The organism is Rhodococcus sp. JCM 9793 (assembly GCF_055380405.1).
The window spans coordinates 2248600-2272730 of sequence record NZ_AP043721.1 but is presented as its reverse complement, the minus strand read 5'-3'; the positions used below and the strand labels follow the sequence as shown (position 1 = coordinate 2272730).

Annotated in this window: 23 protein-coding genes; 14 read left to right on the top strand and 9 right to left on the bottom strand. The window is 65.8% G+C overall.

Annotated elements, in window-relative coordinates; translation table 11 throughout:
* Positions 1–21 precede the first annotated feature (21 nt).
* The 12 genes from ramB to ACZ46K_RS12580 all read left to right on the top strand — a co-directional run bounded on the left by ramB (position 22) and on the right by ACZ46K_RS12580 (position 14441).
* Positions 22–1434 carry an acetate metabolism transcriptional regulator RamB gene (gene ramB / locus ACZ46K_RS12635; protein ID WP_054806316.1) on the top strand — a complete coding sequence of 471 codons (1413 nt, stop codon included), beginning with the start codon at positions 22–24 and terminating at the stop codon, positions 1432–1434.
* A 15-nt stretch (positions 1435–1449) separates the two neighbouring features.
* On the top strand, positions 1450–1851 hold the full coding sequence (locus tag ACZ46K_RS12630) for a pyridoxamine 5'-phosphate oxidase family protein (protein WP_464748532.1): 402 nt from the start codon (positions 1450–1452) through the stop codon (positions 1849–1851).
* Between the two features lie 220 nt (positions 1852–2071).
* Positions 2072–3340, top strand: coding sequence for an urea ABC transporter substrate-binding protein (gene urtA / locus ACZ46K_RS12625; RefSeq protein WP_054806315.1), 1269 nt, complete (start codon positions 2072–2074; stop codon positions 3338–3340).
* A 30-nt stretch (positions 3341–3370) separates the two neighbouring features.
* Positions 3371–4255, top strand: coding sequence for an urea ABC transporter permease subunit UrtB (gene urtB / locus ACZ46K_RS12620; protein ID WP_054806314.1), 885 nt, complete (start codon positions 3371–3373; stop codon positions 4253–4255).
* Positions 4255–5379, top strand: a complete 1125-nt coding sequence (gene urtC, locus ACZ46K_RS12615; protein WP_464748530.1) for an urea ABC transporter permease subunit UrtC — start codon at positions 4255–4257, stop codon at positions 5377–5379. Before urtB ends, urtC begins: the two co-directional genes overlap by 1 nt.
* Positions 5376–6158, top strand: coding sequence for an urea ABC transporter ATP-binding protein UrtD (gene urtD, locus ACZ46K_RS12610; protein ID WP_054809861.1), 783 nt, complete (start codon positions 5376–5378; stop codon positions 6156–6158). Before urtC ends, urtD begins: the two co-directional genes overlap by 4 nt.
* Before the next feature lies 1 nt (position 6159).
* Entirely contained in the window at positions 6160–6852 is a 693-nt protein-coding gene (gene urtE / locus ACZ46K_RS12605; RefSeq protein WP_464748529.1) for an urea ABC transporter ATP-binding subunit UrtE, read from the top strand.
* The gene (locus ACZ46K_RS12600) at positions 6852–7538 is read left to right on the top strand and encodes a GntR family transcriptional regulator (RefSeq protein WP_054806312.1); all 687 of its coding nucleotides are present in this window, start codon (positions 6852–6854) and stop codon (positions 7536–7538) included. Before urtE ends, ACZ46K_RS12600 begins: the two co-directional genes overlap by 1 nt.
* A 51-nt stretch (positions 7539–7589) precedes the next feature.
* Positions 7590–8129: a carboxymuconolactone decarboxylase family protein gene (locus tag ACZ46K_RS12595; protein ID WP_054806318.1), complete on the top strand. Its 540-nt coding sequence runs from the start codon at positions 7590–7592 to the stop codon at positions 8127–8129.
* Positions 8130–8421: 292 nt separating this feature from the next.
* Entirely contained in the window at positions 8422–11970 is a 3549-nt protein-coding gene (uca, locus tag ACZ46K_RS12590; protein WP_464749302.1) for an urea carboxylase, read from the top strand.
* A complete protein-coding gene (atzF, locus tag ACZ46K_RS12585) occupies positions 11967–13682 on the top strand; it encodes an allophanate hydrolase (RefSeq protein ID WP_464748527.1) in 1716 nt (571 codons plus the stop codon). The genes uca and atzF overlap by 4 nt, the downstream gene beginning before the upstream one ends.
* 69 nt (positions 13683–13751) lie before the next feature.
* Entirely contained in the window at positions 13752–14441 is a 690-nt protein-coding gene (locus ACZ46K_RS12580; protein ID WP_054806191.1) for a GAF and ANTAR domain-containing protein, read from the top strand.
* A gap of 23 nt (positions 14442–14464) precedes the next feature.
* Here ACZ46K_RS12580 and ACZ46K_RS12575 read toward each other — a convergent pair whose 3' ends face one another.
* Together ACZ46K_RS12575 and ACZ46K_RS12570 are read right to left on the bottom strand one after the other, a co-directional pair.
* Positions 14465–14803 carry a cupin domain-containing protein gene (locus tag ACZ46K_RS12575; RefSeq protein WP_464748525.1) on the bottom strand — a complete coding sequence of 113 codons (339 nt, stop codon included), beginning with the start codon at positions 14801–14803 and terminating at the stop codon, positions 14465–14467.
* Complete coding sequence (locus ACZ46K_RS12570) at positions 14800–15612, bottom strand: class I SAM-dependent methyltransferase (RefSeq protein WP_054806190.1); 813 nt, start codon at positions 15610–15612, stop codon at positions 14800–14802. Before ACZ46K_RS12570 ends, ACZ46K_RS12575 begins: the two co-directional genes overlap by 4 nt.
* 138 nt (positions 15613–15750) lie before the next feature.
* Between ACZ46K_RS12570 and ACZ46K_RS12565 the strand changes: the two genes are divergently transcribed.
* On the top strand, positions 15751–16434 hold the full coding sequence (locus tag ACZ46K_RS12565; RefSeq protein ID WP_464748523.1) for a helix-turn-helix transcriptional regulator: 684 nt from the start codon (positions 15751–15753) through the stop codon (positions 16432–16434).
* Between the two features lie 38 nt (positions 16435–16472).
* Here ACZ46K_RS12565 and lpdA read toward each other — a convergent pair whose 3' ends face one another.
* The 3 genes from lpdA to ACZ46K_RS12550 all read right to left on the bottom strand — a co-directional run bounded on the left by lpdA (position 16473) and on the right by ACZ46K_RS12550 (position 19714).
* The gene (gene lpdA / locus ACZ46K_RS12560; RefSeq protein ID WP_464748521.1) at positions 16473–17876 is read right to left on the bottom strand and encodes a dihydrolipoyl dehydrogenase; all 1404 of its coding nucleotides are present in this window, start codon (positions 17874–17876) and stop codon (positions 16473–16475) included.
* 78 nt (positions 17877–17954) lie between these two features.
* Complete coding sequence (locus tag ACZ46K_RS12555; protein ID WP_054809860.1) at positions 17955–18770, bottom strand: ABC transporter permease; 816 nt, start codon at positions 18768–18770, stop codon at positions 17955–17957.
* Positions 18767–19714 carry an ATP-binding cassette domain-containing protein gene (locus ACZ46K_RS12550; protein ID WP_464748519.1) on the bottom strand — a complete coding sequence of 316 codons (948 nt, stop codon included), beginning with the start codon at positions 19712–19714 and terminating at the stop codon, positions 18767–18769. The genes ACZ46K_RS12555 and ACZ46K_RS12550 overlap by 4 nt, the downstream gene beginning before the upstream one ends.
* A gap of 87 nt (positions 19715–19801) precedes the next feature.
* Here ACZ46K_RS12550 and ACZ46K_RS12545 point away from each other — a divergent pair, with 87 nt between their 5' ends.
* Entirely contained in the window at positions 19802–20509 is a 708-nt protein-coding gene (locus tag ACZ46K_RS12545) for a TetR/AcrR family transcriptional regulator C-terminal domain-containing protein (protein ID WP_054806194.1), read from the top strand.
* On the opposite strand, the gene ACZ46K_RS12540 is transcribed toward ACZ46K_RS12545, so the two are convergent.
* The 4 genes from ACZ46K_RS12540 to ACZ46K_RS12525 are packed head-to-tail and all read right to left on the bottom strand — an operon-like array spanning position 20485 to position 24081.
* Positions 20485–21141 carry a response regulator gene (locus ACZ46K_RS12540; RefSeq protein ID WP_464748517.1) on the bottom strand — a complete coding sequence of 219 codons (657 nt, stop codon included), beginning with the start codon at positions 21139–21141 and terminating at the stop codon, positions 20485–20487. The genes ACZ46K_RS12545 and ACZ46K_RS12540 overlap by 25 nt on opposite strands.
* Positions 21138–22376 (bottom strand): sensor histidine kinase, encoded by a 1239-nt coding sequence (locus ACZ46K_RS12535; RefSeq protein WP_464748515.1) that lies wholly within the window; start codon positions 22374–22376, stop codon positions 21138–21140. Before ACZ46K_RS12535 ends, ACZ46K_RS12540 begins: the two co-directional genes overlap by 4 nt.
* Positions 22377–22405: 29 nt before the next feature.
* Positions 22406–23176: an ABC transporter permease gene (locus ACZ46K_RS12530; RefSeq protein WP_054806188.1), complete on the bottom strand. Its 771-nt coding sequence runs from the start codon at positions 23174–23176 to the stop codon at positions 22406–22408.
* Complete coding sequence (locus tag ACZ46K_RS12525; protein ID WP_054806187.1) at positions 23173–24081, bottom strand: ATP-binding cassette domain-containing protein; 909 nt, start codon at positions 24079–24081, stop codon at positions 23173–23175. The genes ACZ46K_RS12530 and ACZ46K_RS12525 overlap by 4 nt, the downstream gene beginning before the upstream one ends.
* Between the last annotated feature and the right edge of the window lie 50 nt (positions 24082–24131).

The window sequence follows — 24131 nt, the reverse complement described above, 5'->3', positions numbered from 1 at the left end:
GAAGCGTCTTACGCTGGGCGAATGGCCAAGACCTACGTCGGCGCCCGCCTGCGCCAGCTACGGACCGAGCGTGGACTCAGCCAAGCCGCACTCGCCAAGACACTCGAGATCTCCGCAAGCTACCTCAACCAGATCGAACACGACGTCCGGCCCCTGACCGTGCCGGTGCTACTGCGGATCAGCGAAGTGTTCGGCGTCGACACCACGTTCTTCTCGTCACAGGACGACACCCGCCTGATCGCCGAGATGCGTGAGGTCGCGCTCGACCAGGAGATGGGGATCGAGGCCGACGCACAGGAGATCGCCGAAATGGTCGCAGCGCATCCCGGTCTGGCGCGCGCGATGGTCAATATGCACAGCCGCTTCCGCAATACCACCGCTCAGCTCGCCGCCGCGACAGAGGACCGCTACAGCGACGGCAGCGGGAGCGGCGCGATCACCATGCCGCACGAGGAGGTCCGCGACTACTTCTATCAGCGGCAGAACTACCTCCACGAACTCGACACCGCAGCCGAGGAGTTGGCCAACCGGATCCGATTCCACCGGGGCGACGTGGGCGGCGAGATCGCCAAACGCATGGCCGCGATCCACGACGTGCAGGTCGTCAAACGCATCGATCTCGGCGAGAACGTCCTGCACCGCTACGACCCCGAGACCCGGGTGCTCGAGATCGCGCCGCAGCTGTCCGGAGGGCAGCAGGTGTTCAAGCTCTCGACCGAACTCGCCTATCTGGAATGCGGCGATCTCATCGACAAGCTCGTCGACGACAACGGATTCACCAGCGACTCGTCACGCTCGCTTGCGCGCCTCGGACTCGCGAACTACTTCGCGGCAGCGCTGATCCTGCCGTACACCCAATTCCACGAGATCGCCGAAGACTTCCGCTACGACATCGAACGACTCTCGGCGTTCTACGGTCAGAGCTACGAAACAGTCGCGCACCGCCTCTCGACGCTGCAACGTCCGAAACTGCGCGGTGTGCCGTTCTCGTTCGTCCGTGTCGACCGGGCGGGCAACATGTCCAAGCGACAATCCGCCACCGGATTCCACTTCTCGACGAGCGGTGGCACCTGCCCACTGTGGAACGTGTACGAGACGTTCGCGTACCCGGGCAAGATCATGACGCAGATCGCGCAGATGCCCGACGGCCGCCGCTACCTGTGGGTCGCGCGCACCGTCGAACGCCGCGCCGCCCGCTACGGGCAGCCGTCGAAGACCTTCGCGATCGGCCTCGGCTGCGAACTGCGCCATGCGCACCGGCTCGTCTACGCGGAAGGCCTCGAGCTCGACGAGTCGAACCCCGGCACTCCGATCGGCTCCGGCTGCCGGGTGTGCGAGCGGATGAATTGCCCGCAGCGTGCGTTCCCGCCGCTCGGCAAGGACATCGACATCAACGAACACCGTAGCTCCGTCTCGCCGTACCTCGTGCGCTGAGTACTCTCTACCCACATGTCACGCACCCCCGACGCGCTGGGCGACAAGGCCCTCGAGTTCCTGTCCGAATACCACCTCGCGACTCTCACGACGTTGCGCAAGGACGGGACGCCCCACGTCGTCGCCGTCGGGTTCACATGGGATCCCGCGACAGGCCTCGCCCGGGTCATCACCTCCGAAGGATCGCAGAAGGCACTCAACATCGAACGAGGTGGGTACGCGTCCGTCAGCCACGTCCACGGCGGGCGGTGGCTGACGATGGAAGGCCGGGCACGCGTCGCCCGCGACAGCGACTCGGTCGCCGAGGGCGAGCGGCTGTACGCGGCCCGCTACCGCGAGCCCCGCCCCAACCCTCGACGCGTCGTCATCGAAATCGTGGTCGAGCGGGTCATGGGTTCCGTCCTCGACCCCGCGTAATCCCTTCCGCGCGCAGGTCGGCTTCCCTCAACAGCATCCGCATGCTCGGGAAGCTGGTCAGCGCGCGGGAACAATGTGAGCACGACGTAACACCGACGTCATCCACGTCATGGAACGGTCATCGGAAGACACTCCGGCGCAATAACACCCACCTATCGTATGGATCCACGGATACAGCGCTGTATACGCCGCCCGGTCCCCTTCCACGAAGGACACCCCCATGACAGTTGCCCGTTCCAAGTTCGCCACGAGCGTCGCAGCATTGGTCGCCGTCGGACTCACTCTCACCGCGTGCGGAAGCAAGGCTGCGGACACCTCCACGGGAGATGCATCCGCCTCCGCTGGGGCGACATGCGTCGACACCGCCGGTGACAGCATCAAGGTCGGCTCCTTGAACTCGCTGTCCGGAACGATGGCGATCTCCGAGGTCACCGTACGCGACTCGATCGCCTTGGCCGTCGAGCAGATCAACGCCGACGGCGGCGTGCTCGGTAAGCAGATCCAGATCGTCGCGGAAGACGGCGCCTCCGAACCCACCGTCTTCGCGGAGAAGGCCGAGAAGCTCATCAGCTCCGATTGCGTCGCAGCGGTGTTCGGCGGCTGGACGTCGTCGAGCCGCAAGGCGATGCTTCCGGTGTTCGAGGACCGGAATTCGTTGCTCTACTACCCTGTTCAGTACGAGGGCCTCGAGTCGTCGTCGAACATCTTCTACACCGGGGCGACGACCAATCAGCAGATCGTTCCCGCTCTCGACTATCTGAAGGAACAGGGAGTGCAGTCCCTGTATCTGGTGGGCAGCGACTATGTCTTCCCGCAGACGGCCAACCGGATCATCAAAGCGTACGCCGAGGCGAACGGCATCGAGATCAAGGGCGAGGACTACACCCCGCTCGGCTCGACCGACTTCTCCACCATCGTCAACAAGGTCCGTACCGCCGACACCGACGCCGTATTCAACACGCTCAACGGCGATTCCAACGTCGCGTTCTTCCGGGAGTACACGAACGCCGGCCTGAAGGCCGCCGACATGCCCGTGGTGTCGGTGTCGATCGCCGAAGAAGAGGTCGTGGGTATCGGGGCGCAGAACATCGAGGGTCAACTCACCGCGTGGAACTACTACCAGACGGTCGACTCCCCCGAGAACACCGCCTTCGTCGAGGCATACAAGGCCGAGTACGGCGACGCGAAGCCGACGTCCGACCCCATGGAAGCCGCCTACACCTCGGTGTTCCTGTGGAAGAACACCGTCGAGAAGGCCGGATCGTTCGACGTCGCTGCGATCCAGGAAGCGGCCGACGGGGTGACGTTCGATGCGCCCGAAGGCACCGTGACGATCGACGGCGACAACCACCACATCACCAAGACCGCACGCATCGGTGAGATCCGCGGTGACGGTCTGATCTACACGGTCTGGGAGTCCGACGGACCGGTCGATCCCGATCCGTACCTCGAAACCTACGACTGGGCCTCGTCCCTCTCCGGGAACTGACCGGTACCACCGCCGACGAGGAGTACCGACATGGATATTGTTGCAGGACAGTTGTTCACAGGATTGAGTATCGGATCTATCCTGCTGCTGGCAGCATTGGGGCTGTCGCTGACGTTCGGTCAGATGGGCGTGATCAACATGGCCCACGGCGAATTCATCATGGCCGGTAGCTATACCGCATTCGTGGTTCAGCAGGTGATCTCGTCCGCCGGCCTCTCTCTGTTCGTGTCACTCCTCGTCGGTTTCCTCGTCGGCGGTGCACTCGGTGTCCTCCTCGAGGTCACCCTCATCCGGCGGATGTATCACCGCCCCCTCGACACGCTGCTGGTGACCTTCGGTGTGGGTCTGCTCCTCCAGCAGCTCGCCCGCGATATCTTCGGAGCGCCTGCCGTCAACGTCATTGCACCGACATGGCTTTCCGGCGGCGTCGAGATCCTCGGCGCGGTGGTTCCCAAGACCCGCCTGTTCATCCTCGTACTCGCCACTGTGTGCGTGGTCGCCCTGATCACCGCGATGAAGTACACCTCTATGGGTCGCCGCATCCGCGCCGTCGTACAGAACCGCGACCTCGCGGAGACCGTCGGAATCTCGTCCCGCCGCACCGACCTGACCACCTTCTTCCTCGGCTCCGGACTCGCCGGCCTCGCCGGGGTAGCGCTGACGCTCATCGGGTCGACGAGCCCGACCATCGGATCGGCCTATCCCATCGACGCGTTCCTCGTCGTCGTCATCGGCGGTCTCGGCCGCATCGAGGGCGCCGTCATCGCCGCAGTCTCCCTCGGCCTGCTCAATTCGTTCATCGAGTACTCGACCACCGCATCGATCGCGAAGGTGATCGTGTTCGTGCTCATCGTGATCTTCCTCCAGGTCCGCCCGCAGGGCCTCTACGCGGTCAAGACAAGGAGTCTGGTCTGATGTCGACGCCCTTCCACGCCCGCGACCTCACCCGCCCCGGCCCAGTACGCACTGCCGCGGGATTCGCTCTCGCCGCAACGATGCTCTTCGCCGTCGCCCCCGCAGTGCTGTCCGACTTCCGTCTCGGACTGCTCGGCAAGTTCCTGTGCTTCGCGATCGTCGCCGTGGGCATCGGCCTCGCCTGGGGCCGCGGCGGCATGCTCACCCTCGGCCAAGGTGTGTTCTTCGGTCTCGGCGCCTACATGATGGCGATGCACCTGAAGATCGCCGACGCCGAACTCCGCGGCGACACCGTCCCCGATTTCATGCAGATCGCCGGCATCCGCGAACTGCCCGCCTACTGGGTGCCGTTCACCTCACCGATCGTGACCATCCTCGCGATCCTCCTGCTCCCGGCTCTCGTCGCACTGCTGCTCGGCCTCGGCGTCTTCAAGCGTCGCGTCAAGGGCGCCTACTTCGCGATCCTCTCGCAGGCGCTCGCCGCCGCCTTCGCGATCCTGCTCATCGGTCAGCAGTCTACCGGAGGGTCCAACGGGCTCAACCGATTCCGGAGTTTCTTCGGTTTCGACCTGTCGGATCCCGTCAACAAGCGGATGCTGTTCTTCATCGTCGCCGCGATCCTGTTGCTCGTCGTCGCCGCGACCCGACAACTCATGCAGTCCCGCTACGGCGAACTGCTCGTCGCAGTCCGCGACCAGGAGGAACGCGTCCGATTCCTCGGATACGACCCCGCCGACATCAAGGTCGTCGCCTACACCGTCGCCGCGTTCTTCGCCGGAATCGCGGGCGCAATGTTCGTTCCGATCGTGGGCATCATTTCCCCCTCCGACGTCGGAATCGTCCCCTCGATCGCCTTCCTCATCGGTGTCGCGATCGGCGGCCGCACGACCCTCCTCGGCCCCGTCCTCGGCGCGATCGGTGTCGCATGGGCCCAGACCTCCCTGTCGGAGAGCTTCCCCTCCGCCTGGACCTACGCGCAGGCACTGCTGTTCATCGTCGTCATCGGGTTCTTCCCCGCCGGAATCGCCGGGCTCGCCAAGCTCCGTAGACGTCGCGCGGAAGCAGATTCCACCGACGATCCCACGACCTCTCCCTCCGAACCCGAATTGGAGCCGGCCCGATGAGCGCACCCGAATTCGGCGGCAATGCCGGTATGTCTGCCGAGTACCTCGAAATCCAGGATCTGCGAGTCCAATTCGATGGATTCATCGCCGTCGACGGCGTCGATCTCACCCTGTTCCAAGGCGATCTGAGGTTCCTCATCGGACCCAATGGCGCCGGCAAGACGACCCTCGTCGACGCAGTCACCGGTCTCGTCCCCGCGACCGGATCGGTCACCAAATCCGGTATCGAGCTGCTCGGCAAGAAAACCCACAAGATCGCGCGTCTCGGTGTCGGACGCACCTTCCAGACCGCGTCCGTGTTCGAGGAATTGTCGGTCCTGCAGAATCTCGACATCGCCGCCGGTGCCGGCCGCTCGCCGTGGCAACTGCTCCGCCGCCGCAAGGACGTCCTCCCAGAAATAGAGCAGGCCCTCGAGACGATCGGTCTGACCGCTCACCGCGACACCCCTGCCGGCATCCTCGCTCACGGTCAGAAGCAGTGGCTCGAGATCGGGATGCTGCTCGTGCAGAACGCCGACGTCCTGCTCCTCGACGAACCCGTCGCAGGCATGAGCGGCGACGAACGCGAGGAGACCGGGCAACTGCTCCGGAGGATCGGCGCTCAGCGCACCGTGGTGGTCGTCGAACACGACATGGACTTCATGCGTGCCTTCGCGACATCGGTGACGGTGCTCGCCCGGGGCAAGGTCATCGCCGACGGCACCGTCGAGGAAGTACAGAACAATCCGCAGGTCCAGCAGGTCTATCTCGGGACCACCGCTGCAGTACAGGAGGCGTGAGATGCTCGAACTCGTCGACGTCCGCGTCGCATACGGACGCACCGAGATCATCCACGATGTCTCCCTCGAAGTCCCCGGCGACGGGGTGGTCGCGGTGATGGGACACAACGGAGCAGGCAAGACGACGCTGCTACGTGCCGCGGTCGGATTGCTGCCCGTCACGCGAGGAAAGATCATCTTCGATGGTGAGGACATCACCGGCCTCCGCCCCGCCGCCCGCGTCGCGCGCGGACTCGCCTATGTGCCGCAGGGCCAGCAGTCGTTCGGACAGCTCACCTGCGAGGAGAACCTGCAGGTCGTCGCAGACGGACGCAAGAACGGCAAGAAGCTGATCGCCGACATGCTCGATCTCTTCCCCGCGCTCGTCCCGCTCCTCGACCGACGCGCGGGCCTGTTGTCCGGTGGTCAGCGACAACAACTCGCCATCGCGCGAGCACTCATCACCGAGCCGCGCATGCTCATTCTCGACGAACCCACCGAGGGCATCCAGCCGTCCGTCGTCGCGGAAATCGAGAACACCATCGTCGAACTGAGCGGCTCGGGCAATCTCGGCGTGCTGCTGGTCGAGCAACACATCGGATTCGCGCTCGACAACGCGCTGCGCTACTACGTCGTCGAATCCGGCCGCGTCACCTCCACCGGTGACGGCGGCGCTGAGGCAGCACACACCGTCCGCGAAGCGATGGCGATCTGATGACGACCACTACCCACCGCGACCGGGTCTACCGGGCATTGCGCGACGACCTGATGTCCGGGGCCCTGGCGGCCGACGAACGGCTCGGTGAGGAGAAGCTCGCGGATCGCTACGAGGTGTCGCGCACACCGGTGCGGGAGGCATTGGCCCGGCTGGTCTCCGACGGGCTCGTCGAACGCCGCACCGGTGGCCTGTTCCCGTACCGCCCGCGTTTCGACGACCTCGCCGACCTGTACGAACTGCGCATCACCCTCGAGTTGCACGGAATTCGGCGTGCGCTCGAGAATCCGGCGATCCGCCACGACCCCGCCGTCCTCGGCCCGGAACTGGACCGCTGGTACACGTTGCGCACCGATCCGCCCGCACCCGATGCCGGTTTCGTCGCCCTCGACGAGCAGTACCACCTGGCAGTACTCGCGTCGTCCGGGAACCACGCATTGTGCGATGCCCTCGCCGCGGTGAACGGCAAGGTCCGGCCGGTGCGAATGTTCGATTACCTGACCCCTGACCGCATGGCCGCGACCATCGACGAGCACATCGAGGTGGCCGAGCTACTGCTCGACGGCAGACTCGACGACGCTCACCGGGTACTGCTCGGACACATCGACACTTCCCGCGACGTCGTGATCCGACGCGCAGAGGAAGCGCGCGCGATGGCGCGCTTCGCGCAAGCGCTCCGCGATTGACAGCTACGTGTCGCGCGTGACTCGTGCCCGGCACTCGTGCACACTACGATCGTGACGCCGCGAATCCAGCCCGGACGACTCAAGGAACTCGGCCCGATCAACTGGGTTGCGTGGAAAGCACTGTCCCGCGCCGCGGGCACGCCTGACGCGCACCTGTTCAGCACCCTCGGCCGATCGGGCCGACTCTTCCGCGGCTGGCTGCACTATTCGGGCATGCTGATGCCGTTCGGTAAGCTGAGCCGTTTCGAGGCGGAGATGGTCATCCTGCGAGTGGCCCACCTGCGTGCCTGCGCCTACGAATTCGACCACCACACGCGCCTCGGGCGGCGAGCCGGAATCACCGACGAGATCCGTGAACAAGTCGTCACCGGACCGTCCGCCGAAGGCCTGAGCCGACGTCAGCGCGCAGTCCTGACCGCTGTCGACGAGTTGGTCGACACTCGGAACCTCACCGACAAGACCTGGGTGGCACTCGCGGAATTCTTCGACGATCGACGCATGATCGAGTTCTGCCTCCTGGTCACGCAATACGACGGTCTCGCCACCACCATCGGTGTCCTTCGACTCGACCGCGACTTCGGCGGCGAATAACTCTTCCGCTCCCCCTCCTACGTGCCGGCATCTTCCGGCATCGTGTGCTCCACCCGGCACCAGCGGTGACAGCTCTTCCTAACCGACGCTTTACCGCAGGAAACCGAGACGAAACAACGGGCCCATAGCGTATACAGCAGTGTCCACAACGACGGATACAGCCGCGGCACACTCATTTCCGCGCTGTTCGATGTGGATCCTGTTCGCCCGCCAAATTTCGAAGGAGCACGCCGTGGCATTCGGATTCGACACCCTTCTCGTCGCGAATCGCGGTGAAATCGCGTGCCGCATCATGCGCACCGCGCACCTGATGGGGCTGAAGACGGTCGCGGTGTACTCGGATGCCGACGCGTCCGCCGCACACGTCGAATCGGCCGATATGGCAGTACGTCTCGGCCCTGCCTCCGCCGCGGAGTCCTATCTGCGCGCCGACCTCGTGATAGAGGCGGCACTCGCCTCCGGGGCCGGCGCGATCCACCCCGGCTACGGGTTCCTCTCCGAGAATGCCGAATTCGCCGCAGCATGCGAAGCCGCCGGCATCGCGTTCGTCGGTCCGACGGCGGACCAGTTGCGCGTATTCGGCGACAAACACACGGCGCGCGAAGCCGCACGCGCCGTGGGAGTTCCCCTGGTCGCCGGGAGCGGCCTGCTCGGTTCCCTCGACGAAGCGCTCGCCGCGGCGGACGAGATCGGTTACCCGGTGATGCTCAAGGCCGTCGGCGGCGGCGGCGGGATCGGCATGCAGGCCTGCCACGACCGCGACGACCTGCGCGAGGCGTACGACCGCGTGCTGCGACTCGCGTCGGCGAACTTCTCGTCCTCGGGAGTCTTCCTCGAACGGTTCGTCGCGCACGCCCGCCACGTCGAAGTGCAGGTCTTCGGTGACGGCCTGGGCCGCACCGTCAGCCTCGGCACGCGCGACTGCTCACTGCAGCGACGCAATCAGAAGGTCGTCGAAGAGGCACCCGCACCGAACCTGCCCGACGAGATCGTCGAGCAGATGCTCGCGTCGTCGCGGACACTGGCATCGTCGGTGCAGTACCGCTCCGCCGGTACAGTCGAGTTCGTGTACGACACGTCTCGCGGCGAGGTGTCGTTTCTCGAGATGAACACCCGTCTGCAGGTGGAACATCCGGTCACCGAAGAGGTGACCGGTGTGGATCTCGTCGAGTGGATGTTGCGCCTCGCCGGGGGCGAGACGACCCTGCTCGACGCGGTGCCCGATTCGGGACCAGAGATCACGGGGCACGCCGTAGAGGCCCGCGTGTATGCCGAGGATCCCTGCCGGGACTACCGGCCCAGTTCCGGCCTGCTCACGCACGTCGAGTTCCCCGCGCACACCCGCATCGAGACCTGGGTCGACACCGGCACCGAGATCAGCTCGTTCTACGATCCGATGATCGCGAAGGTGATCGTGCGCGGCGACTCCCGCCGCACCGCGTTCGCCGGACTCGCAGAAGCCCTCGCCGACACCAGCGTGTACGGGGTCCAGACGAACCTGTCTCTGCTCCGGACGATCTGCACAGAACCGCCCGTCCTGTCCGCTGAGCACACCACCGCAACCCTCACCGGTGTCACCGGAACCCGTCGCCGGATCGACGTCCTGCGCGCCGGTACCATGACCACCATCCAGGACTTTCCGGGTCGAACAGGGTTGTGGGAGGTCGGGATTCCCCCGTCCGGACCGATGGACGATCTGTCGCTGCGCGCCGCGAACCTCGCTGTGGGGAACGCCGAGGGTACCGCCGGTCTCGAATGTACGCTCCAGGGCCCGCGCTTGAACTTCTCCGACACCACGGTCGTGTGCGTCACCGGTGCGCCCACTGCCGTCACGCTCGACGGCGAACCCGTGTCGATGTGGGATCCCATCGAGGTCCCCGCCGGCGGCGTCCTCGATGTCGGAACCCCCACCGATGTGGGACTGCGCACCTACGTCGCGGTGCGTGGTGGACTCGACGTGCCGCTCTACCACGGCAGCGCCTCCACCTTCACACTCGGCGGCTTCGGCGGACTCACCGGCGCTGCGGTGGCCATCGGCGATGTCCTCGGACTCGCGGACACCACTGCCGTCACCGATCCGGCGTCCGTGCCCGACGATCGACGACCCGAATTCGGTCACACCTGGCATCTCGCGGTCACCGAAGGCCCACAGCCTGCGCCCGCGTACTTCACTCCGGAGGACATGGCGCAGTTCTACGACACGACATGGACCGTCCAGACCCACGCCAACCGGACGGGAATCCGCCTGGACGGCCCCAAACCGACGTGGTCACGCACCGACGGAGGCGACGCCGGACTCCACCCGTCGAATCTGCACGACAATCCGTACAGTGTCGGGTCACTCAATGTCTCGGGTGATACACCGATCCTGCTCGGTCCCGACGGCCCGAGCCTCGGCGGATTCGCGTGCCCACTGACCGTGGTGTCGGGACATCGGTGGAAGCTCGGCCAGATCCGCCCCGGCGACTCCGTTCGGTTCGTGCCGGTGTCGGACGAGGACGCAGCCGCCCTCCGCCACGGTGCCCACCGATCGCTCGACGTACCGCCGATGGTGCCGAGCACCACCCTCGACTCCGGACGCCTCGGCCACTTCGACTCGATGCTCGACCGACCCGAGGTGGCGTACCTTCGCGGCGGCGACGACAACATCCTCGTCGAATACGGCGAGATGACCCTCGACCTCGGCCTGCGTATGCGCGTCCACGCATTGTCCGAAGCACTGGCCACGACGCAGATTCCCGGCATCATCGACGTCACGCCCGGTGTGCGGTCGCTGCACATCCACTTCGACCCCGACGTCCTCCCCCAGTTCCGATTGCTCGGCGTGCTCCAGGATCTCGAAACCGAGCTGCCGGCGACCCACGATCTCGTGGTACCCAGCCGCACGGTCCGGCTCCCCCTCTCGTTCGACGATCCGTCGATCTCCGAGGCGTTGTCGCGGTACCGCAGCGGTGTGCGCGACGACGCGCCCTGGCTCCCGTCCAACATCGAGTTCATCCGCCGCATCAACGGTCTCGACTCCGTGGACGAAGTCCGCGATACCGTGTTCGACGCCGAATACCTCGTTCTGGGTCTTGGAGACGTGTATCTCGGTGCACCCCTGGCAGTTCCGCTCGATCCGCGCCATCGGCTCGTGACCACCAAGTACAACCCGGCTCGGACGTGGACACCGTCGGACGCCGTGGGCATCGGCGGAAAGTACCTGTGCGTCTACGGGATGGAATCTCCCGGCGGTTACCAGCTCGTCGGCCGTACCGTGCCGATCTGGTCCGGTTACCGGCAGTCCGGTCCCTTCGAGGACGGCAAGCCGTGGCTGTTCCGATTCTTCGACCGTATCGTCTGGGAGCCCGTCTCCCCGGAGCAGTTGCTCGAGTACCGGGCCGCGTCGAAGGCCGGGCGGTTCGACGCCGACATCTCGGAGGGAACGTTCGCCCTCGCCGACCATCTCCGGTTCCTGGAGAACAACGCCGGGTCCATCGCCGAGTTCGACGCGAAGCAGTCCGCCGCCTTCGAGATCGAGAAGAAGGCGTGGCACGACTCCGGCGAATTCGACCGCGTCGAGGCCTCACCCGTCGAGGTCTCCACCACGGCCGACCCGCTTGCCGGGATGCCCGACGGCTCCACCGTCGTCGAAGCGTCCCTCGTGGGCAACGTGTGGCGTGTCGAGGTCGTCGAAGGTCAGGCCGTCGACGTCGACACCACCGCCGTGATCCTCGAAGCCATGAAGCTCGAAATGCCGGTCCGCAGCGAACGGACCGGAACAGTCCTGAAGGTGCTCGTCACACCGGGCGCGAAAGTCGCGCCGGGCACCCCCCTTCTCGTGATCGGACCTGCAGCATGACAACCGATTTCGCCACATCCACCGAAACCGCGACAGACCGCGCGCGACGTGCTCTGAGCCGCATCGCGGAGGTCGACCGTCCCGAGGTGTGGATCACGCTGCGCGACGCGGACGACATCCTCGCCGACGCCGCCGCCGTCGACGCACGTGTCGCGGCCGGTGAGTCACTCCCACTCGCAGGTCTCGCGGTCGCGGTCAAGGACAACGTCGATGTTGCCGGCCTGCCGACCACTGCCGGGTGCCCCGAGTTCGCGTACACACCCACGACCACGGCTTCGGGCATCGCCCGTCTGATCGACGCGGGTGCAGTGGTTCTCGGAAAGACCAATCTCGACCAGTTCGCAACGGGCCTCGTGGGCACCCGCAGTCCCTACGGCGCAGTACGGTGCGCATGGGATCCCGAGCGCGTCTCCGGTGGGTCGAGTTCGGGCTCCGCGACTGCAGTGGCCCTGGGTATCGCCGACATCGGAATCGGCACCGACACAGCCGGTTCGGGACGCGTACCGGCGGCTCTGCACGGCATCGTCGGCATCAAGGCCACGCTCGGGGTCATCCCGACGCACGGAGTGGTGCCCGCGTGCGTCGACTACGACTGCCTCACCGTACTCGCAGAGTCTCTCGACCTCGCGACGAAGGCGGCTGCGGCGATGGCGGCACCGGACGAACGCGATCCGCGCAGCCGCACATGGCCGACCGACGTACGGCTCGCCGCTCCCGCACAGATCCGGCTCGCCGTGCCGCGGCCGGAAGATCTCACCGCACTGTGTGCCGAGTACCGCGACGCGTTCGATGCAACGGTTACCGACGCTCGCCGCTCGGGCATCGAGGTCGCCGAAGTGGACATCTCTCCGCTCCTCGATGCGGCAACCTTGCTCTATGACGGAGCCCTGGTCGCCGAACGGTATGCGGCCATGGGCAAGTTCCTCGAGACCGAACGGGTCGGCGCGGACCCCACCGTCGCCGCGATCGTCGCGTCGGCGAAGAAACCGGCCGCGCACGAACTGGTGACCGACCTCGACTCCCTGGTCCACACGCGGGCATACGCGAGCGTGTTACTGGACGGCTTCGACGGCCTGCTGCTCCCGACCACCACCGAGCATCCGACGATCGCTGCGGTGCAGGGCGATCCGGTGGGCATCAATCGCCGGATGGGGACGTACACCAATTTCTGCAACCTGCTCGACATGGCCGCGGTCGCGGTACCCGGCGCAACCACCTCCGAGGGACATCCGTTCGGCGTGATGGTGGTGACCCCCGGGTTCGACGATCAGGTAGCGGTCGACATCGCGGCGCGCCTCACGAGCGTCGAGGCACCGCAATTCGTCGACGCCGGCGTCGAGTTGGCGGTGTTCGGCGCCCACCTGCGAGGTCAGCCGTTGCATTTCCAGCTCGAGAGCATCGGTGCCCGATTCTCCGAACAGGTGCACACGTCCGATGCGTACCGGTTGATGGCACTGAACACCGCCCCGCCGAAGCCGGGCGTGGTGCGGCACGGCCCCGGCGAGGGCGCCTCGATCGTCGGCGAACTGTTCCGAGTATCCGAGGCCGGACTGGGCAGGTTCCTCGCAGCTCTGCCCGCCCCGATGACACTGACGAGCGTCGAGCTCTCGGATGGTCGCTGGGTCGTCGGCTTCGGATGTACCCAGGACGCCTCTGCCGATGCCGTGGACATCACCGGATTCGGTGGCTGGGTGGCATACACGACGAGTTGAGAGGCAGTTCGTCCGCAGCGGGACGGGGCAGACTATCGTTCTCGAGTAGTCGACGAAGGGTGCCGGGCGATGTCGGATCAGGACGAACGATTGAGCCGGATCATGGCTGATCTTGCTCGTTCGATGACGGACGATACCGACCTCGAGTCGTCTCTCGAACGCTTGACCGCAGCCGCAATCGAACTGATTCCGGGTGCGGACGCTGCCGGGGTGCTCATGGTCACCGGACCGTCCGAGTTCGAGTCACACGCTGCTACCTCCGAGCTGACGAGACAGGTGGACAAGATCCAGGCAGAGCTCGGAGAGGGCCCCTGCGTCGATGCCGCGCTGGAAACGGAAATGACGCACACCGCCGACCTGCGATCGGAACAGCGGTGGCCGCGGTTCTCCGCGGCCGCGGTAGAGGCGGGCGTGCGCAGCATGTTGTCGTTCCGGCTGTTCACGCATGGCGACGAGTCGGGTGCCCTCAACCTGTTCGCGGCGGAACCCGGTTCGTTCGATGCCGAGTCGATGCACGTCGGCGGGGTCCTCGCTGCGCACGCCGCGATCGCGGTCCTTGCTTCCCGCAAGGAACTGCAGTTCCAGTCCGCGCTCGCCAGCCGTGACCTGATCGGTCAGGCCAAGGGCATGCTCATGGAGCGGTTTGCCGTGGGGGCCGGACAGGCCTTCCAGATGATGGTGAGACTGTCGCAGGAGACCAACACGCCCGTCTCGGTGATCGCGGCCCGGATCGTGGAGGCCGGTCCGGGCCGCGGCTGAGCGCCACGGACCTCCGCGCCCGGTCAGCGCAGGATCGTCAGCATCACCACGGAGTCGGTGTTGGCAACGAGGTTGTGCATGACTCCCTCGTCGACGTGCACGGCGGTGCCCGGCACGAGCGGCACCGTCCGATCTGCGGTGCTGAACGACACGTCACCGCTGGTGGTCTGTACCAGGATCGGGGCCGGCGCACGATGGTCCTTCAGAATCTGTCCGGCGGCAAAACCGATCCGGATCACGGTGGCCCCCGCACCCGAGGCAAGCTTTTCGAGACGCGGGGCGTCGCCGTCCTTCTTGTCGAGGTGCGTGAGCCCCTCGATCACGGTCATCGTTCCGGTCGAATCGCTGGAATCACTCATCATGCCGCCTTCTTGGTCGCGATGATCTCGATCGCGACGAGATGTTTCTTGTACTTCGTGAACGTCGAACGCATCTGCAGCACGCGCGCGCGAGCGTCGGAGTCCCGCAGTACGTTTCCCACGAATTTCACAATACCCACAAGGCCTTCGTCGGCAAGGATGCGTTGAGGTTCGAGGAGCGCCATCGGAGCGAAGCCCACGGTCTCGATCTCGAATCCGGCATCGGTGAGGAGCGTCGTCCATTCGGCCGCGGTCAGCGGCCGCGCGTTGACCTTGATGGACCGTGCAAGCGACTTGCGGATCTCGGTCTTGACCTCGTCCTCGACCTCATCGGGCTCGATCGCCAGTTCGTGGATCGCGTAGCGCCCGCCCGGACGCAGCACGCGCAACGCCTCGCCGATGATCTGCGTCTTGTGCTTGTCGGTCTGCATCGTGAGCATTGCCTCTCCGACGACGACATCCGCGGTCGCGTCGTCGAGCCCGGTCTTCGATGCCTCACCGCTGACCACCGCACCGGCAGACCCGAGGACCTTACGAGTCAGATCGGCTGCGCTCTCGTCGGATTCGACACCGGTATAGCTCTTCGGGGCGAACTCCAGGATGCTCTGCGCGGTTCGCCCCAGCCCGGGAGCGAATTCGACGACATCGACGCCGCGCAACTTCGCGTCGGTCAGCATCCGCGCGGTCAGTTCCTTGCCTCCGGGCCGAAGGACGCGCTTGCCGAGCCGCGCAAGCAGCCAGTGTCCGGGCAGGTGGGCAGCATCCCGATCGGCCAACGGGAGTGCGTCGCCTGCTCCGTGCTCGTCGTTCATGGTCGACCTCTCTCGCTGCACATCCTATTTACAGGAGTAATCTACGGTAAATACAACGTGGGATATAGAGCCTTTGGCCCTTTCACTAAGGTCACCCTCATTCACTCGAGGGTTACCGGGATCGCGAAGGAGTGCGAGTTGGCAAAGCGGGTGAAGCAGCGCGAGCGCGTACTCGACATGCTCCGGGAATCCACAGGGCCTCTCGACGCGCACCACCTCGCGGCCACGCTCGACCTGCACGTCACGACGATCCGTTTCCATCTCTCCGGACTCCTCGACGAAGGTCTCGTCCGCACCCAGGCCGTGCCCGCCGAGAAGGTCGGCCGGCCCCGCATGGGCTACATCGCGGTGAAAGAGCCGTCCTACACCGATCTCGTCGCCCTGCTCGCGGCGCGCATCGGGGGTAATGCAGCCGAGCGCGAACTCAAAGCCTTCGAGGTCGGCGACGACTGGGCCGGGATGCTCGGACTCCCTCCCTGCTCCACGACCGACGCCGGCGCACTCGTCATCGAATCCCTCGAACAGCTGGGCTTCGAAACGCAATCGGCCACCAACGCGTTCGGCACGCACAGCATCACCCTCTGCACGTGCCCCCTCGCAGAGATCGCCCGCCGCAATCCCGAAGTGGTGCGTGGCATCCAGCGCGGCCTGATCCAGCGCGTCCTCGACGACCACGCCGCCGCACTCGGAGCCTCCTACACCGTCGATGTCCTTCCGGACCCTCAGGACGGGAACTGCCTGGTCGAACTGGTGCTACGCCCGACGCGAGGCAAGTCCGAAACGACAGCAGCTCGCGGCGACGGTCGAGTCGCCACGAGCTGAGTCGGTACATCCGAGCGGGGGTCTGCCCGCGCGGAAGATCAGAAGTTGATCATGTGTCCTGCGAGGCCGTGGATGGCCTCCTGCAGTGCCTCGCTGAGCGTGGGGTGCGTGTGGACGTTGCGTGCCAATTCGTTGACGGTCAGGTCCCACTTCTGCGCGAGGGTCAGCTCGGGCAGCAACTCGGAGACGTCGGGGCCGATGAGGTGGCCGCCGATGAGTTCGCCGTGGGTCTTGTCTGCAATCAGCTTGACGAAGCCGTTCGGGTCGCCCAGGCCATGCGCCTTGCCGTTGGCGGTGAAGGGGAAGGTCGCGACCTTGATGTCGTAGCCTTCGGCCTTCGCCTGCTCCTCGGTCAGGCCGAACGACGCGACCTGCGGCTGGCAGAACGTCGCACGCGGCATCATGCGGTAGTCGCCGAGTTCGAGGGTCTCCGCGTTGCCGATGGTCTCGGCTGCGACGACGGCCTGAGCCTCGGCGACGTGCGCGAGCTGCAGCTTGGCGGTGACGTCACCGATCGCGTAGACGCCGGGGACATTGGTGCGCATGCGCTCGTCGATCTCGATGGCGCCGCGATCGGTGAGGGAGACACCGGTGTTCTCGAGGCCGAAGCCCTCGACCCGCGGGGCGAAACCGACCGACTGCAGAACCTTGCCCACGGTCATCGTCTCGACGTTGCCGGACTTGTTGTCCTTGATCTCGACCGTGACGTTCGAGCCGTTGTCGGTGATCTTCTGGACCGCAGCGCCGGTCTTGATGGTGACGCCGAGCTTCTTGTACGCCTTCGCGATCTCCTTGGAGATGTCGGCGTCCTCGTTGGGCAGCGCACGATCGAGGAATTCGACGATCGTGACATCGACCCCGTAGTTCTTGAGGACGTAGCCGAACTCCATGCCGATGGCGCCCGCACCGACGATGACGATCGAGTCGGGGAGGTCGCGGGTGAGGATCTGCTCCTCGTAGGTCACGACGTTGTCGCTGAGCTCGGTGCCCGGCAGCAACTTCGTGACCGAACCCGTGGCGATGATGACGTTGTCGAAGGTCACCCGGTCGGTGCCGCCCTTGGTGAGCGCCACCTCGATGGTCTTGGCGTCGACGAACGAACCCTTACCGTCGTACTCGGTGATCTTGTTCTTCTTCATGAGGAAGTGCACGCCCTTGGTGCGGCCGTCCGCCACCTTGCGGCTGCGGTCGAAGGCTGCACCGAAGTCGAACGACACATCTCCCGAGATGCCGAAGGTCTTGGCCTCTTTGGTGAAGAGATGCGCCAGTTCGGCGTTGCGGAGAAGCGCCTTCGAGGGGATGCAGCCCACGTTGAGACAGACACCACCCCAATACTTCTGCTCGATGATGGCGGTGCTCAATCCCAGCTGTGCCGCGCGGATAGCAGCGACGTACCCACCGGGACCGGCTCCGAGGACAACGACGTCATAGTGTGAGGTCACAGCCATAGAGGGTAGTCCTGCCCGATCCGGCTGTCTGCTGATGGTCCGGTTACCCGCCGGTAAGGTGAGTTTTCGCACTCATCGCTGCGCACCGTACCGCCTCACCGCGACAGGCACCGTCACCGCGAGGATCACCGCGATCCATCCGAATGCAGCAACTACCGGGTGGTGCATCGGCCACGCCGCATCGGCCGCCACCGCGGTTCCCGAGCCGAACAGTTCCCGCAGCGCGGCGACCACCGCGCTGATCGGATTCCATTCCGCGATCGTGCGGACGACGGACGGCATCGCCTCCGTGGGCGTGAACACGTTCGAGAACATGATGAGTCCGAAGATCATCGGCGCTGCCTGCTGGAGGACCTGCTCATCGCGGATCGCAATGCCGAGGAGGATGCCGAGCCAACTCAGCGCCGATCGGAAGGCGAACAGCAGCACGATGGCCAGGGCGACGTCACCGACGGGTGCGTCGATACGCCACCCGACCAGGTAGCCGACCCCCATCATCGCGGCGAGCGCCACCACGCCGATCACGGTCTCGGCCAGCGCGAGGCCCGTCGGCACCCCGGACCGTGCGATGGGCAGGGCACGGAACCGGTCCGTGAGCCCGCTGCTCAGATCCGTATTGGCGGTGCTCGCGGTGGCCATCAAACCCAAGGCGGCGACGAGGACGAACACGCCCGGCATGAGGTACGACCGATACGCCGAGGGATCGGCGTCGCCTGCGAGCGTGCCGCCGAAGACGTAGCCGAACAACACGACCATGCCCAGCGGCGCGGCGAGCGAAACGGCGAACAGGGCCGGCGAGTGCCGGTAGGTGGCCATGGTGCGGCCGAACACCACGCGCGCCGCGGTGACTGTATTCACGGTCGGGTGTGGATGGGTGGAGGTGGTCATGATGCCGGGATCCTTTCGGTGAGCGCGAGGAACGCCTCGTCGAGGCTCGCGCGGCGTCGACCGATGTCGTGGACGTCGATTCCGTCGGCGTCGAGAGCCCGCAGGATCGAAAGGAGCTCCGGTTCACCGTCCATCCCGAACGACAAGCGGATCGAGTCTTCCTGCACCGCCGTCGATCCCATTTCGCGGGCATCGAATCCGGCGAGAATCTGCACGGCCCGGTCATGGTGGGCCGGCGGGACGACGATATCGAGGCCGGTACCGACTGCGGCGGTGATCTCGGCGGGCGTACCGGTGGCGACGGTGCGCCCGCCGTCGAGGATCGTGATGGCATCGGCCAGGCGTTCGGCCTCGTCCAGATACTGGGTGGTGAGCACCACTGTGGTGCCGTCCGCCACGAAATTCAGGATGTATCCGAAGATGTCGTTGCGACTGCGCGGGTCGAGCCCGGTGGTGGGTTCGTCGAGAAACAGCACTGCGGGGCGCACGACGGTGCCCGCGAGAATGTCGAGTCGGCGACGCATGCCGCCCGAGTAGCTCTGGACCTGCCGGTCGGCCGCATCGGCAAGATCGAAGCGCTCGAGCAGGTCACGGGCGTGACGACGAGCGTCGCGTGCGCGGATTCCGGAGAGTCGCGCGAACATCGTGAGGTTCTCGGCGCCGGTGAGCCGCACGTCGACGGAGTGGAACTGACCGACCAGGCCGATGCGCTGCCGCACTTGAACGGCGTCGGCGACGGTGTCGTAACCGAGCACCCTGGCCTGCCCGGAGGTCGGGCGCAGCAGGGTCGACAGCATGCGCACGGTGGTGGTCTTGCCCGAACCGTTCGGCCCGAGCAGGGCATGCACCGTCCCTTCCCGCACTCGGAGGTCCACCCCGTCCACGACCGCGTGCTCGCCGTAGCGGCGCGTAAGGCCTTCGGTTTCGATGACGTTCACGGGCATCTCCTCATCTGTGAACAGTGTTCGCAGATTCAGTGTAAACATTTGCGAACATCGTTCGCAAATGTCGGCTCGAGGCATGCTGTGTTCATGCCGACCTCACTGTGGCTGAGATCCGACGGAGCGAAGCGCGGCCCCCGCCCGACGCACACGCTCAGCGATATCGCCGCAACCTGCGTCGATCTCGGAGATCGCGAAGGTATGCGCGCCCTGTCCATGCGCCGCGTCGCCGAAGCGCTCGGCACCTCAGCCGCGTCGCTGTACCGATACGTGTCCGGAAAGGACGATCTGCTCGCGCTGATGGCCGACCACGTCGCCGGGGAATACGTGTTCGCGCCCCTCACCGGCGACGTGCGTGCCGACGTCCTGGCCGTAGCGGAACAATCGCGCGTGCTGCACCAGCGCCACCCGTGGCTTCGCGAGGTCCCGGCCACCGACATGGGTCCGAACACCGTCGCCTACCTCGATCACCTCATCGGAGCACTCGCACCGGCGGAACTCGACGCGACGGCGACGATGATGGGCGTCGCACTGTTGAGCGGATGGGTGACGAACTTCGCCGCTCAGGAGTCCGCCGGCGAAGTCGCGTCCCAATCGGGCGGCGGTGCCGAACATCTGGTCGCCATGCTCGCTCACGGCGACTACCCGCACCTGGCAATGCTGTTCACCCGCAGCGGCGACGACGCCCCCACCGCCCCGATCGACAACGACGCCGCGTTCGTCGCGGGTATCGACGCGATGCTGTTCGGCATCGCACCACCCGATCCACAAGGTCAGCCGAGGATTCCGCGCTCGTAGGCGGCGGCCACCGCCGCGGCACGGTCCGACACGTTCAGTTTCCCGAAGATATGGATGAGATGCGTCTTCACAGTCGCCTCGCTGACGAACAACACCCGCGCGATCTCCCGGTTGGACGTCCCCTTCGCCACGAGTACCAGAACCTCACGTTCGCGGGCGCTGAGTGACCGTGGAGCGCCCGCATCGCGCACCCGCGACATCAGGCGCGACGCGACCACCGGCGACAGGACCGTGCGTCCTTCTGCAGCAGCCCGCACCGCGGCGAACAGTTCGTCGCGCGGTGCATCCTTGAGGAGGTATCCGGTCGCGCCTGCCTCGATCGCGGGAATGGTGTCGGAATCCGAGTCGTAGGTCGTCAAGACCAGAACCCGACTGCGGACACCGCTCGAAGTCAGCTCGGCGATCGCCTCGACACCCCCGCCTCCCGGCATCCGCAGATCCATGAGCACCACATCAGGATCCAATCGGGCGACCAGCGCCACCGCTTCCTTCCCGTCGCCCGCTTCACCCAGGACCGTGAACTCACCCGAGGCCGAGAACATTCCGCGCAGCCCATCACGCACGACAGGATGATCGTCGACGATCAGTACAGTGATGCCCTCTTCGTCGATGCCCTCATCGTCGCTGCTCACGAGACCGACCCCGCCTTCACCAGCGGCACTCGTACCGATACTGCTGTTCCGGCGCCGATTTCGGACTCGATATCCAAAACACCGGCAATGCGGGCGATACGGGAACGCATGCCCCTCAACCCGAATCCATCCACCGTCTCCGCCGACAGATCGAATCCGCGCCCGTCATCACGGATGTCGACGCTCACCTCGTCGTCCATGTACGACACGGTGACACCGACGCGGTGCGCCGACGCATGTTTGGCCACGTTCGCGAGCGCCTCCTGAGTGATCCGCAACAGCGTGGCCGCGATGTCGTCGTGCAGGTGTTCCACTGTTCCCGTCGCCGTGAACTCGGCCCGGATCCCGTGCTCGACGGACCAACGGCCCACGGATTCGGCCAGGACCGTTTCGAGTGTGTCGTGCTCGAGCACTTCCGGCGCGAGATTGTGCACAGAGCGTCGCGCCTCGCCGAGGCTACGTCGGGCAAGGTCAGCGGCCTCGTCCACATGACGTCGCGCCGCGTCGGGATCCGCGGTGGCCCCGGCGGCCTGCAGTTGGGTGACGATTCCGGCGAGGCTCTGCGCCAAGGTGTCGTGGATCTCCGCGGCAAGGCGACGCCGCTCATCGTCGATTCCTGCCTCTCGTGCATGTGTCAACAACTGCGCATGCAGTGCCTGGTTCTCCGACAGCGCCTGTTCGAGACGGGCATTCGTGCGTTCGAGCTCGGCGATCGCGTCGATCCGTTCTTCGGTCCTACGCTGGTCGCGCTCCCCGATCCGGTACGCCACCATCGCTATCGCAGAGTTGAGGACGAACAGCAGGACGAAGACGATCCAGATCTCCGGATCCTGCGGAGGCAGTCCCCCCGCTTGTGAGCCGGCCAAAGTCACCGCCGTCGCGACCAACCCGACACGAGCCCACCGTTCCCCGACCAACCAGGGCGCATCGAAGTAGCCCATCACGGCGTAGATCGCGAAGAACGGGTTGAACAAGCTCAGGACGAACGCCAGGACCGTGCGGACGATGTAGTAGACCGTGCCGGACCCCGCATGACCACGCAGCCGGCGGATCTCCCAACCCGCCAGCACCACGACCAGCAGCGACGCAGGGATCTGTTGATCGGGGGTCATCAGCAGCGATGCGGTGCCTGCGGACAGTAGTGTTCCGGTCGCGAGCAGCGCGATCGGGCCCCACCGGTGGAAGCGGCTCCACGGGTCGTCATCCAACTCGTGCGTCGTTGTTCGCTCTGTCACCACGGTGTCCAGGATGACGGGTGGAGGCGTCACTGCCAACGGAACCAGCGGATCGCGGCGGCGGTGAGCACCACCGTCCACCCCATGACCACGGCCAGCCCACTCCAGGCGGGCCACTCGCCCGCTGCGGCCTGGTCGAGTATCTGCGCGGCCGCCCCGAAGGGAGTGAGTTCGACGATCCGCTGCAGTACCTCGGGCATCGCCTGCACCGGAAGCCACACCCCCGCACAGAACATCATCGGGAAGAACACGATCGTGCCCAACGTCTGCGCTGCACGCTGCGACGACGACAACGCCGAGATCGCGGCGCCGAGACTCAGTGCCGCAGCGAGGGTCACGAGCACCGCGAGAGCATAGCCCCACGGCTGCGCAGGAAACGCCACATCGAACACCACACGGCCGACGACAAGGGCGAGGACCACCGACACTGCAATCGCAACGGCGTGCACGACGATCTGTGCCGTCAGCAGGTTCGCCGGACGTGCCGGAGTCACGGCCAGCCTACGGAGAATGCCCTGCTCGCGGTATGCCGACAGCACGGTGGGCATCGTCTGGATACCACCCACGATCATCGCCAGCAGCAACGTCACCGGCACGTACAGGTCGATCACCCGCAACCCTCCGAGGTTGGGATCGGGTTCCCGGAACGACGGGATCAGACCGAGAATCGTCAGGAGCAGAACAGGGAAGACGAGGATCCAGAACAACGCCGCGGGTTGGCGTGCGAACAGTCGCGTCTCGGTGCGCAACACCGCGATCGCCGGTGTGGTCGTCGCGCTGCTCCTGATCGAGGTGGTCATGATGTGCCTTTCGATCCGGTGATGTCCAAGTAGGCGTCGTCGAGGGTTGCGTCGGCCACACGGAGTAGTTCGGCGCTCAATCCTGCCCCGGAGAGCACCGAGAGCACGGCCTCGACCGACTCCTCGCTGCCCTCCACCACGACCCGCTCGTGATCCGTTCGTACTGCGGCAACGCCGGGCAACGACTCGAACCTGCCTACGTCGAACGGGCCCGAAGGGCGGAACGAGACAACGACGGCGGTGGTCGATCTGCCGATCAGTTCCGTAGGTGTGCCCAGCGCTTCGACCCGGCCCGAGCGGAGCACGGCGACTCGGTCGCACAGCCTCTGGGCCTCCTCCATGAAGTGTGTGACCAGCAGGACGGTGACACCGGCGTCACGGACCTCCTCGATCAACTCCCACGTGTCGCGGCGCCCGCGGGGGTCGAGTCCGGTAGTGAGCTCGTCGAGCACCACCACGCGCGGTGTCCCGATGAGCGCAAGAGCAATGAACAGGCGCTGCTTCTGCCCGCCCGACAATTTCGCGAACTGGGTGCGGAGCAGAGCCCCGAGCCCGAGACGTTCGGCCAAGGCGTGACCGTCAGCGGGCCGCGTGTAGAACGAGGCATACAGCTCGAGGGCCTCGCGCACGGTCAGTTTCGGCTGTAGTCGGCTTTCCTGCAACTGGGTACCGAGCAGTTCGGTGACAGCGCGGTGGTCACCGATCGGATCGAGTCCGGCGACGCGGACGGTACCGGAGTCGGGTGTGCGTAATCCGGAGAGGCATTCGACGGTGGTGGTCTTCCCCGCGCCGTTGGGGCCGAGAATCCCGAAAATTTCACCGTCGTCGACATGGAAATTCACGCCGTCGACGACGGTGCGCCCGCCGTACGACTTGCGCAGGTCGGTCACTTCTACGATTGGCATACATCGAGCGTGCCTGCCTGCATCGGGTCGGCACATCAACCGAGCGGTTC

Excerpts from the sequence above, each read along its gene's own strand:
- ramB (WP_054806316.1), top strand. The coding sequence starts at position 22 with ATGGCCAAGACCTACGTCGGCGCCCGCCTGCGCCAGCTACGGACCGAG.
- urtB (WP_054806314.1), top strand. The coding sequence starts at position 3,371 with ATGGATATTGTTGCAGGACAGTTGTTCACAGGATTGAGTATCGGATCT.
- ACZ46K_RS12580 (WP_054806191.1), top strand. The coding sequence starts at position 13,752 with ATGTCGGATCAGGACGAACGATTGAGCCGGATCATGGCTGATCTTGCT.
- ACZ46K_RS12550 (WP_464748519.1), bottom strand. The coding sequence starts at position 19,714 with ATGCCCGTGAACGTCATCGAAACCGAAGGCCTTACGCGCCGCTACGGC.
- urtE (WP_464748529.1), top strand. The coding sequence starts at position 6,160 with ATGCTCGAACTCGTCGACGTCCGCGTCGCATACGGACGCACCGAGATC.
- uca (WP_464749302.1), top strand. The coding sequence starts at position 8,422 with ATGCGCACCGCGCACCTGATGGGGCTGAAGACGGTCGCGGTGTACTCG.
- ACZ46K_RS12575 (WP_464748525.1), bottom strand. The coding sequence starts at position 14,803 with ATGATGAGTGATTCCAGCGATTCGACCGGAACGATGACCGTGATCGAG.
- ACZ46K_RS12545 (WP_054806194.1), top strand. The coding sequence starts at position 19,802 with ATGCCGACCTCACTGTGGCTGAGATCCGACGGAGCGAAGCGCGGCCCC.
- atzF (WP_464748527.1), top strand. The coding sequence starts at position 11,967 with ATGACAACCGATTTCGCCACATCCACCGAAACCGCGACAGACCGCGCG.
- ACZ46K_RS12570 (WP_054806190.1), bottom strand. The coding sequence starts at position 15,612 with ATGAACGACGAGCACGGAGCAGGCGACGCACTCCCGTTGGCCGATCGG.
- urtC (WP_464748530.1), top strand. The coding sequence starts at position 4,255 with ATGTCGACGCCCTTCCACGCCCGCGACCTCACCCGCCCCGGCCCAGTA.
- ACZ46K_RS12525 (WP_054806187.1), bottom strand. The coding sequence starts at position 24,081 with ATGCCAATCGTAGAAGTGACCGACCTGCGCAAGTCGTACGGCGGGCGC.
- ACZ46K_RS12530 (WP_054806188.1), bottom strand. The coding sequence starts at position 23,176 with ATGACCACCTCGATCAGGAGCAGCGCGACGACCACACCGGCGATCGCG.
- urtD (WP_054809861.1), top strand. The coding sequence starts at position 5,376 with ATGAGCGCACCCGAATTCGGCGGCAATGCCGGTATGTCTGCCGAGTAC.
- urtA (WP_054806315.1), top strand. The coding sequence starts at position 2,072 with ATGACAGTTGCCCGTTCCAAGTTCGCCACGAGCGTCGCAGCATTGGTC.
- ACZ46K_RS12555 (WP_054809860.1), bottom strand. The coding sequence starts at position 18,770 with ATGACCACCTCCACCCATCCACACCCGACCGTGAATACAGTCACCGCG.
- ACZ46K_RS12600 (WP_054806312.1), top strand. The coding sequence starts at position 6,852 with ATGACGACCACTACCCACCGCGACCGGGTCTACCGGGCATTGCGCGAC.
- ACZ46K_RS12630 (WP_464748532.1), top strand. The coding sequence starts at position 1,450 with ATGTCACGCACCCCCGACGCGCTGGGCGACAAGGCCCTCGAGTTCCTG.